This is a genomic window from Lutibacter litoralis, assembly GCF_014646675.1.
GTDB lineage: Bacteria > Bacteroidota > Bacteroidia > Flavobacteriales > Flavobacteriaceae > Lutibacter > Lutibacter litoralis.
Window position 1 is genome coordinate 466,632 of sequence record NZ_BMNS01000002.1, and the last position, 10,907, is coordinate 477,538.

The following is a 10,907-nucleotide window of genomic DNA, read 5'->3' on the forward strand; positions in this document are numbered from 1 at the left end:
AAGAAATTATGAATTTTACTTACGTTATATTAATACCATTAATTCCACTACTATCTTTTTTAGTGTTGGGTATTTTTAATAAAAAAATTAAACCTAGTGTATCGGGCTATCTTGGAGTTGCTGCATTAAGCACTTCAACTGCTTTATCATTTTATACAGCTTATCAATACTTTTTTGCTATTGGAAAAGTTAACGGAGTTTATCAAACATTTGTTGAGAAAACAACCTGGATGAATTTTACAGATACCTTAGCAATTGATATGGGTATTTTGATTGATCCAATATCAGTTATGATGTTAATTGTAGTATCCGTTATTTCATTAATGGTTCATATTTACAGTAGAGGTTATATGAAAGGTGATGATGGATATACTAGATTTTTTGCTTTTTTAGGTTTATTTTCCTTCTCTATGTTTGGTTTGGTTTTAGCCACAAACTTATTCCAAATCTATATTTTTTGGGAGTTAGTTGGAGTTTCTTCATTCTTATTAATAGGATATTATTACACAAAACCATCAGCGGTTTCTGCTGCAAAAAAAGCATTTATTGTAACACGTTTTGCTGATCTAGGTTTCCTAGTTGGAATTTTAATTATAGGTTATTACACAGGAACATTCGATTTTGAAACCTTAAATAATCCTGAAGGAAGTGCTATTTTAAATTGGGCATCTACATCATTTATAGGATTATCAGTAATTACTTGGGCATTAATTCTAATTTTTATTGGTGGTGCAGGTAAATCTGCAATGTTCCCATTACATATTTGGTTACCTGACGCAATGGAAGGTCCAACACCAGTTTCTGCATTAATTCACGCGGCAACTATGGTTGTTGCTGGTGTTTATTTAGTAGCACGACTCTTTCCAATGTATTATTTTGTTGAAGATGGCTTTGCTCTTAATATAGTAGCTTATGTGGGTGCATTTTCTTCATTATTCGCTGCAATAATAGCAATTACACAAACCGATATAAAACGAGTTTTGGCATTCTCAACTATGTCACAATTAGGTTATATGATGTTAGCTTTGGGAGTTTCTGGATATGATGGTCACGAAGGCGTTGGTTATATGGCTTCAATGTTCCATTTGTTTACGCACGCTATGTTTAAAGCTTTATTGTTCTTAGGAGCAGGTTCAGTAATACACGCTGTACATAGTAATTATTTAAAAGATATGGGTGGTTTACGTAAGTATATGCCTATTACAAATATTACTTTTTTAATTGCGGCTTTGGCAATTTCTGGAGTGTTTCCTTTATCAGGGTTTTGGAGTAAAGATGAAATTTTAGTGGCTGCTTTTGAACATAATAAATTAATTTATGGAGTTGGTGTTTTTGTTGCCGGTTTAACTGCATTTTATATGTTTAGATTGTATTTTGGAATTTTCTGGGGAAAAGATAAACAATACAAACACGCACCGCATGAGTCTCCAATTTCAATGACTTTTCCATTAATGATTTTAGCCTTTATAAGTATGGTTGGTGGATTTATTCCTTTTAGTGAATTAATTACTCCTGATAAAGCTGGTTTTGAAGCGCATTTAAATATTCCTTTAGCAATTGTTGCTACTATTGTTGGCTTAACAGGAATTGGATTAGCTTATGTTTTCTATAAAAAAGAAAATGATTTAGCAGATAGATTTTCAAATGCCTTTGGAGTTTTTTACAAATGGACGTTTAACAAATTTTATTTTGATGAAATCTATTTATTCGTTACAAAAAATATAATTTTTAATAGAATCGCTGCACCTATTGCTTGGTTCGATAAAAAAGTTGTTGACGGAACTATGGAAGGAATAGGAAATAAAACAGTAGTAATTTCTGAAAAAATTAAAGGAATTCAGTCAGGAAAAGTACAAGATTACGCTTTTGGTTTTATTGCTGGTGTAGTTATTTTAGCATTGGTTTTTATTTATTTATGGACAAACTAACAAATTAATATGGATATTTTAACACTCTTTGTCATAATTCCAGTTTTAACAATTGTTGCCTTAGTTTTTACTAAAGGTTTAAAACAGGCACGTTTGGTTTCAATGGTTGGAAGCATTATTCAACTAGGAATGGCAATAAATTTAGTTTTCGCTTATTTCAAAGAAAGAGCTATTAATAAGGAAATAATGGTTTTCACCAAAGATTATGTTTGGTTTGAACAATTTAATATCCATTATACAATTGGTGTTGATGGAATTTCAGTTGCCTTATTACTTTTAACGGCTATTATAGTTTTAGCTGGTGTTTTCATTTCTTGGAAAATTTCTGATTTACCAAAAGAATTTTTTATATCACTTTTGGTATTAGCATCAGGGGTATACGGTTTCTTTATTTCATTAGATTTATTTACAATGTTCGTTTTCTATGAAATAGCTGTAATTCCAATGTATTTATTAATAGGAATTTGGGGATCTGGTCCAAAAGAATATTCAGCAATGAAATTAACGTTAATGTTAATGGGTGCCTCAGCAGTTTTATTAGTTGGAATTTTAGGAATTTACTTTAATTCAAATGCTGATGGAGGTGCTTTAACTTTCAATATATTAGAAATTGCTCAAGTAAATATTCCTTTTGAAGCCCAAAAATTATTTTTCCCTTTAACTTTTGTTGGTTTCGCAGTATTAGGAGCTTTATTTCCATTTCATACTTGGTCACCTGATGGTCATGCTTCTGCACCAACAGCAGTTTCTATGCTTCACGCAGGTGTTTTAATGAAATTGGGTGGATATGGTATTTTTAGAATTGCTATGTTTTTATTACCTGCAGGAGCAATCTATTGGTCTTGGTTCTTTATTATTTTAGCCGCCATTGGTGTAGTTTACGGTGCATTTGGAGCCATTAGACAAACTGATTTAAAATACATTAATGCATATGCATCTGTTAGTCACTTAGGTTTAGTATTATTTGCGTTAATGACACTTAATAAAATAGCCTGGAACGGAGCAATACTTCAATCGCTGTCACATGGGTTATTAACTGCCCTATTTTTCGCCTTAATAGGAATGATTTATGGAAGAACACACACCAGAGATATTAGTAAATTGGGAGGTATGATGAAAATTTTACCTTTTATAGGTGCCATTTATGTAATTACTGGTTTAGCCTATTTAGGATTACCTGGTTTTAGTGGCTTTGTAGCAGAGATGAATATTTTTGTTGGTGCTTTTGAAAATCCAGATATGTTTCAAAGGATTTTAACTGTGCTTGTTGTATCATCAATCGTTATTACAGCAGTATATATTCTTAGGTTAGTTGGGAAAATTATGATGGGACCATTAGTTACCAATGATTGTGAAAATTTACCAAAAGCAACGTGGTACGAGAAAACTGGTATTTTATTATTACTTATTCCAATTATAGGAATGGGTGTTGCACCACTTTGGTTAAGTGATATGATTCAAGAAAGTTTACAACCGTTTATTCAAGGAGTATTATAAAAATTAAAACAGATAACTAAAATGAATTTTAGTAACTTTTTATTAATGAGACACGAAATTTTGCTGTTAGCAATTACATTATTGTTATTGGTTGGTGAAATTTTTATAAGCAAATCCAAAAAAAGTAGCTTGGTACATTTGGCCATCTTTTTATTTGGAATTCATACTGCAGTTGGATTTTTTCAAATGGATGAATCAAGTCTTTTTGGAGGTTCATTTCAAACAAATAATTTAATTCATTTCTTTAAAAATGTATTAAATATTGGAGTGTTTATTTTATTATTACAATCTGCCGATTGGATTCAAGAAAAGATTGTAAATCAAGATAGGGGTACAGAATTTTTTATCTTATTATTTACTTCTTTATTAGGAATGTATTTTATGATTTCTTCTGGTGACTTCTTAATGTTCTATATTGGGTTAGAATTATCAACTTTACCAGTTGCAGCATTGGCAGCATATGAGACTACTAAAAGAAAATCTAGTGAAGCAGGTATTAAATTAATACTTTCAGCTGCATTAGCATCAGGTGTTTCGTTATTTGGAATTTCATTATTATACGCAACATCTGGATCCATCTTTTTTAATGATATTATTGAAGTTATTACTTCAACGAACTTAACAATTTTAGGATTTATTTTATTTTTTGCAGGATTATCATTTAAAATATCATTAGTTCCGTTTCATTTTTGGACTGCCGATGTTTATGAAGGAGCACCAATTAGTGTTGCTTCGTATTTATCAGTTATTTCTAAAGGAGCAGCTGTTTTTATTTTAATGATTTTAATGTTTACAGTTTTTAAACCTTTAATGCATATTTGGGAAAATGTAGTTTATGTTATTGCATTAGCTACCATGTTTATTGGTAATTTATTTGCTTTACGTCAACAAAATATGAAGCGCTTTTTAGCATTTTCATCTATTGCACAAGCTGGTTTTATTTTACTTGGTCTTATTACAGGAACGCAATTAGGAACAGCTACTATAGTTTATTTTGTAATGATTTATATATTTTCGAACCTAGCTGCATTCGGAGTTGTACAAGCTATCTCATTAAAAACTGGCAAAGAAAATATGGATGATTATAATGGTCTCTATCGAACCAATCCTGGTTTAAGCTTAATTATGATGTTGGCATTATTTTCATTAGCTGGAATACCTCCAGTTGCGGGATTTTTTGGTAAATTTTTCCTATTTACTGCAGCAGCAAGTAAAGGTTTTTATTTACTAGTGTTCTTAGCTGTTGTAAACGTAACTATATCCTTATATTACTATTTATTAGTTGTTAGAGCTATGTTTATTAGAAAAAGTGAGGATCCAATTCCATTCTTTAAAAATAAACTATATATGCGTTTAGGGTTATTAATTACCGTAATTGGTATTTTGGTATTAGGACTATACAGCCCGCTGTACGATTACATTTATGAATTAAGTAGCATTTATAATTAAGAAATTATGGGTTTAGTAGGAAAACACACTTTTGGAAGTATTGGAGATACTAGAGTGACTTTTGTTGAAAAAAAGATAGATGAAAACCGTAAAGATTTTCTAAAAAAATTATTGGAACACAATGGTTTCGAAGTTATAATTCAGGAAGAAAAAAGAAAATCGGAAGAAGAACCTCAATTGTATACTGTTGGCGTAACTGATATGGTTTTTAATCCAACTGTATGGGTATTCCAACGAAAATTAAAAACATTTGATGGACATAAAGTCACGCAAGATTATTGGAATCAAGTTTCTGAAGATACCAACCCTCATTATTGGAAATTTGCGGATTAATTTGAAGCCAAGCATGTGTTTTATATTAAATATACCCTAATATTTTATCCATAACCCAACTCGTGTGTAAGGCTGATTTTCCTGTTGAAGGATGGTTTTTTTTATCTTCAAAAAAGAAATCTCTCATATTTTGAACATGATAAAATTGTACGTTTTCTGGATGCTCAATATTCAAGGTTTTATTTTCTTCATCTGAAATTAAATGAATAGGGCTTTCATCAAAAACAGAAAAAATTATTTTTCCTTTACTTCCATATATTTCTACCCTATCTTCCCTTAAATTACATCCGAAATTCCAACTTCCAGCTCCAGTAATACCATTTTCATGTAGCCAGCATGCCGTAATTGCATCTTTAGCTGAGTACAAATTTTGTTGATTTAAACTAATTCCTTTTGCTGTTGCTATCGAGCCTAATAAAAACGTAAATAAATCAAGGCCGTGACTTGCCAAATCATCAAAATAACCTCCAGGCGCAATTGTTACATCTGTTCTCCAATTATACTCTTTTGATAAATCTTGCACATTAGCAGGTTTACTTAAATGCCAATTAACATGTCTTATTTCTCCTATTAAATCAGCATCAATCCATTCTTTTATTTTTGTAAACCTCGGTAAACTACGACGATAATAGGCAACAAACAATGGAATTTTAGCGCTTTCAAAAGCTTGAAAAATTTTTAAACTATCAGCATAATTAGGTGCTAAAGGTTTTTCAATACAACAAGGTTTTCCTGCTGCAGCAACTTTTAACCCAAGCAATTTATGACTGTCTGGTGGGGTCGCAATATAAACCGCATCAATATCTGGATCGTCTATTAAAGCATCTGCATTTGTGTAGTACTTATTAACATTATGTCTTTTTGCATAATCCTCTGCTTTCTCTTTATCTCTTCTCATAACAGCAGACAATTCAAAACCCTCTATTTTATAATATGGTGGTCCACTTTTTAGTTCGGTTACATTTCCACATCCAATAATTCCCCAACTAATATTGTTTTTATTCTTGCTGTTATTACTCATTTAATAATATTTCTAAATGTTAAGTTTATTCTCGGTGTTTTCACTTTTTTAGTTTTTGGCAAACTATGTATCCATTTATGTTGTGTTTCGCCTTTCATAACTAATAAATTACCAGATTGTAACTGCACATCTACTTTTTGTTTTGTTACTTTATGTTTTAATGAAAACTTTCTGGTTGCACCAAAACTAAGCGAAGCAATTGTAGGATTTACACCTAATTCTTTTTCATTATCAGAATGCCAAGACATTCCTTCGTCTCCATTATGATACAAATTTAACAAACAAGAATTAAAATTCTCACCTGCTTTTAATTCCACAAGCTGTTTAAGTTTTAAAATTTCAGAAGTCCACGCCAACCCTATTTTTTTGGTATTTGAATAAGAGTATTCTATATTTTTATCTCCAAACCAAGCTACTTTTCTTTTGGTTCTAATTTGTTTACCAAAAAGTATTAATTCATCGTATTTCCAAAAATCGGCATTTAAGAGTTTCTTTAAATAATACTGGCATTCATCGTTATTTAAAATTAAACCATAATTAAGAACTTCACCTTCAAAAGGAATGATGTTTTGAAGGCGATTGGAAGTAAATAAATCCATTGCAATACTACTATTTTATAAAATCAAATAATAGTTTTACCAAGATACATTAATGTTGTATCTTTTTTAATTTCATAATCTTTCGATAAGGAAGAAATAATATGAATTTCATCATTATTATCTTTTACAAACATAGGTATTGCATGCTCTTCATCATTTAGTTGTTTCAGTAAATTTTTATAATCTTCGTTAGAATTAACTAAAACTTCATTTACTAAAGGAAAATCGCGCACTACTTCACTAAGATTTAAATAATCATCATTATGAGTAAATAGATTGCCTTTCGGTTTTAAATCTCTGTTTTGCATTTCATCTGTTGAAATAATTCTAAAAGCACCATTTTCGCCAAATATTGGTGTAAATTTTTCTAAGGCATATTCATTTACAGCTGCGCCACCAGTTAAAGCCAGTAGAAAACCTATATCATTTAATTCTACGTCTTCCAACAGTTCTTCAGAATATATGTTACCTTCAATAGCTTCTAAACCTAGACTCTTTGCTTTATTTATATTATCTAGATTGCTATCAATTAAAACTACTCTTCTATTGTTCTTTTTAAGGTAAGTTGCTATTAATCGAGCAAAATCTGATGCTCCAATTATAAGGATTCCATTGGAGGTTTTTAAAAACACACCAACTAATTTTGCAAATAAGCGGGCTGTAGTTGCGTTTAATAATACCGTTCCCAGTACAATCATAAAAACTAAAGGGGTGATATATTCGGCACCTTCTACGCCTGCCTTTAACAACTTACTCCCAAATAAAGAAGCAATACCAGCGGCTACAATACCACGCGGCCCTACCCAACTTATAAATATTTTTTCATTGGTTTTAAGTTTTGATCCTGTTGTACTTAAAAACACCGCCAAAGGTCTGATAACAAATATAACTATACCAAACAAAATTGCTGTTTTCCAGTTATACAACAACAACATATCTTCTATATTGATATTTGCCGCCAATAAAATAAACAAGATGGAAATAAGTAATACACTTATAGATTCTTTAAAATAAAGTAGATCTTTAATATTATCTAATTTGTTATTCCCTAAAACCATTCCCATAACAACTACAGCTAATAAGCCAGATTCATGAGCAAAAACTTCAGATTCTACAAAAACCAATAATACTGTAGATAATGAAACTACATTTAATAAATAATGTGGAATCATATTTTTATTTATGGCAAAAGCCAACGCATGTGCAAACGTAAAACCAAATGTGGTACCAAACAGCAGAATTTTACCAAATTCAATCAATGCAGTTCTTGTAAAGCCACTTCCCCCTCCAACACTAATAAATTCAAATACCAATACAGCTACCAGCGCTCCAATTGGATCTATAAGTATTCCTTCCCATTTTAAAACTGCTGAAACATCCTTTTTTAATGGAATATTTCTTAAAATAGGCGTTATTACCGTTGGGCCTGTAACAATAATTAATGCTGCAAATAAAAATGACATTTCCCAACTCAAATCAAATACATAATGCGAAGCAAGACCTGCTCCAAAAAATGTAATTGCAGAACCTAATGTAATTAGTTTGGTAATAACAGGTCCAACTGATTTAATTTCATTTCGTTTTAGTGTTAAACCACCTTCAAATAAAATAATACTAATTGCTAAGGAAACAAAATAATACAGTCCTTCACCAGGAAATAATCCTTTTTTACCATTCCAAATAGGTTCAATCCATTTTGTACCATCTTCTGATAAAAACTCAGCAGCAATCGGACCTACTAACAATCCAATTAAAATTAAAGGTAAAATTGCGGGTATTTTAAATCTCCATGCTACCCATTGTGCTAAAATTCCTAAAATAATTATTCCGGCTAGTTCTAACATAGTTATTTTTAGAATATTAATTTATTAAAAGATGTAAAAGTAGCAAGATAAATATAATTTACCATTTTCTAGATGGTTTTTTTAATAATGAAAATTTATCCCAATTCAATGCAACAATACAATCCACTTTAAAAATATCTTTTTAAAAGATAAATAGTTGTCATTTTAAGCAATTTTTTATAAAACAAGTACTAAAAAAATTCTTCTAATTGTATTCATAAGTTTTGTAAATTTAAAACTTCTAAATTTTATAAAACTTATGAAAGCATCACAAATTCTATTTCTATTAATTTTTGCATTGATTTCTTGTAAACATGTTTCTGAAAAAAAAATCGATGATAATACAACACCGCAACTAGAAAAAGATTTAATAACCAAGGCTACAGAAATTCATAAACGAGTTTTAACTGTTGATACTCATAACGATATTAATTTAAAAAACTTTACAAACGACGTAAATTACACACAAGAACTTGACAATCAGGTAAATTTACCTAAAATGAAAAAAGGAGGATTGGATATTTCTTGGTTAATTGTATATACTGGTCAAGGTGAGTTAACCAATGAAGGTTATGCCAATGCTTATAAAGAAGCCATTGCAAAATTTGAAGCCATTCATAAATTAACAAAAGAAATAGCTCCAGATCAAATAGAGTTAGCGGTAACTTCAGAAGAAGCCAAAAATATTAATAAAACTGGTAAAAAAGTTGCAATGATTGGAATTGAAAATGGGTATCCAATTGGTACGGATATAAACCGTGTAAAAGAATTTTACGATTTAGGCGCACGTTATATGTCTTTAAGCCACAATGGTCACAGTCAATTATGCGACTCAAATACTGGAGAAGAAGATAATGTTTGGTTGCATAATGGAGTTAGCGAATTAGGAAAAGAAGTAATTGCTGAAATGAATAAATGGGGAATGATGATAGATGTTTCTCACCCTTCAAAAGAGTCCATGCGAGATATGATAGAGCTTTCTAAAGCACCAATAATTGCTTCACATTCATCTTGTCGAGCTTTATGCGATCATAGTAGAAACTTAGACGATGAACAATTACAATGGTTAAAGCAAAACGGTGGTGTAATACAAACTGTTGCTTTTAGTGCCTATGTTAATACCGAAAAAAACAACAAATTTAAAGAAGCTACAAATGTAATTTTAAAGGAAGTAGCAGCTAGTAAGAATTTTGAAATAATATCTTGGAACGATTATAGAGCATTAGATAAAGAGGCTAAAGAAGCTTATTATTCAAAATATAGTGAAATTAAAAAACTTGCAAAACCAAAAATAGATGAAGTTTCAAAAACATTGGATCCCGTAAATGTTTCCGATTTTGTGGATCATATAGATTATTTGGTTGAAAAAATTGGAATAGAACATGTTGGTATTAGTTCCGATTTTGATGGAGGTGGTGGTGTTCAAGGTTGGAACCATGCTTCTGAAACTTTAAACGTAACTATAGAGTTGGTAAAACGCGGTTATAAAGAAGATCAAATTGAACTGCTTTGGGGTGGAAATTTATTTCGTGTTTTGGATGAAGTACAGGAGGTTGCTCAAAAAATTCAGAACTTATAGATGTTTTAAAACATATAAATTCCTAAAAGGATAGACCCAATTCCAACTCCAAAACCTAAAATATTTGAAAACCCTGAAGATTTTTTATTTTGTTTTTGAATTGATTTAATTTCTTCATTTTTCAAAATCGTTTCAGTAGGCTTCTTGTTTTTCATTAAAAAACCAATATAATTATTATCGCTATTAAGTTCAATTCTTTCATAAATATATTCATCTCCATTATGCATAGTAACCTTATAATACCCTTTTTCAGTATTATTGGCTGCTTCATTTAACGAAATTGGATCGTGAAAAACCTTGCAACTTATTATTAAACTGGAACAAAGAAGTAAAATAAAAAAATTATGAACTAATTTATGGGTTAAGTTATTCATTATTAGGATTTATATTTTAATAATTTAAGATAACAAGTTACATTAAATTCTAAAACATTAATATTATAATAACTAAAGAAAAGCAACTATTTTTAACTATTTGCTTCTCTTTAGTTTATATGTACCATACAAAGCTCCTACAGCTAGTAGAAAAGAGATTCCTCCGTCAACTGGCAATTCAGGTGCCTGATCATCCGGTATTGGTGGATCTTGCGCAAGGACATTATTAAACATTAATAAAAACGCAACGAATAATATATGTTTAATTATCTTATTTCTCATT

At 30.3% G+C, this 10,907-nt stretch carries 10 protein-coding genes; 5 read left to right on the forward strand and 5 right to left on the reverse strand.

The window, feature by feature from the left end; translation table 11 throughout:
• The first annotated feature begins 8 nt into the window (after positions 1 to 8).
• From nuoL to IEW75_RS04855, 4 genes are read left to right on the forward strand one after another with little or no spacing between them, the layout of a single operon-like run.
• Complete coding sequence (gene nuoL / locus IEW75_RS04840; protein WP_134247219.1) at positions 9 to 1,928, forward strand: NADH-quinone oxidoreductase subunit L; 1,920 nt, start codon at positions 9 to 11, stop codon at positions 1,926 to 1,928.
• Positions 1,929 to 1,937: 9 nt separating this feature from the next.
• Positions 1,938 to 3,425: a complex I subunit 4 family protein gene (locus IEW75_RS04845; protein ID WP_134247218.1), complete on the forward strand. Its 1,488-nt coding sequence runs from the start codon at positions 1,938 to 1,940 to the stop codon at positions 3,423 to 3,425.
• Positions 3,426 to 3,470: 45 nt separating this feature from the next.
• Positions 3,471 to 4,874, forward strand: a complete 1,404-nt coding sequence (locus tag IEW75_RS04850) for an NADH-quinone oxidoreductase subunit N (RefSeq protein ID WP_229714396.1) — start codon at positions 3,471 to 3,473, stop codon at positions 4,872 to 4,874.
• A 6-nt stretch (positions 4,875 to 4,880) separates the two neighbouring features.
• Positions 4,881 to 5,207: a hypothetical protein gene (locus tag IEW75_RS04855; protein WP_134247216.1), complete on the forward strand. Its 327-nt coding sequence runs from the start codon at positions 4,881 to 4,883 to the stop codon at positions 5,205 to 5,207.
• Between the two features lie 25 nt (positions 5,208 to 5,232).
• Here IEW75_RS04855 and IEW75_RS04860 read toward each other — a convergent pair whose 3' ends face one another.
• The 3 genes from IEW75_RS04860 to IEW75_RS04870 are packed head-to-tail and all read right to left on the reverse strand — an operon-like array spanning position 5,233 to position 8,671.
• Positions 5,233 to 6,228, reverse strand: coding sequence for a Gfo/Idh/MocA family protein (locus tag IEW75_RS04860; RefSeq protein ID WP_134247215.1), 996 nt, complete (start codon positions 6,226 to 6,228; stop codon positions 5,233 to 5,235).
• On the reverse strand, positions 6,225 to 6,827 hold the full coding sequence (locus IEW75_RS04865; RefSeq protein ID WP_134247214.1) for an alpha-ketoglutarate-dependent dioxygenase AlkB family protein: 603 nt from the start codon (positions 6,825 to 6,827) through the stop codon (positions 6,225 to 6,227). Before IEW75_RS04865 ends, IEW75_RS04860 begins: the two co-directional genes overlap by 4 nt.
• Before the next feature lie 23 nt (positions 6,828 to 6,850).
• Entirely contained in the window at positions 6,851 to 8,671 is a 1,821-nt protein-coding gene (locus IEW75_RS04870; protein ID WP_134247213.1) for a cation:proton antiporter, read from the reverse strand.
• Between the two features lie 259 nt (positions 8,672 to 8,930).
• Here IEW75_RS04870 and IEW75_RS04875 point away from each other — a divergent pair, with 259 nt between their 5' ends.
• Positions 8,931 to 10,250, forward strand: coding sequence for a dipeptidase (locus tag IEW75_RS04875; RefSeq protein ID WP_134247212.1), 1,320 nt, complete (start codon positions 8,931 to 8,933; stop codon positions 10,248 to 10,250).
• 5 nt (positions 10,251 to 10,255) lie between these two features.
• Here IEW75_RS04875 and IEW75_RS04880 read toward each other — a convergent pair whose 3' ends face one another.
• On the reverse strand, positions 10,256 to 10,624 hold the full coding sequence (locus IEW75_RS04880; protein WP_134247211.1) for a hypothetical protein: 369 nt from the start codon (positions 10,622 to 10,624) through the stop codon (positions 10,256 to 10,258).
• Positions 10,625 to 10,720: 96 nt separating this feature from the next.
• The coding region (locus tag IEW75_RS15755) for an Fjoh_0651 family PID-CTERM protein (RefSeq protein ID WP_229714397.1) at positions 10,721 to 10,907 on the reverse strand (187 nt) is incomplete at its 5' end.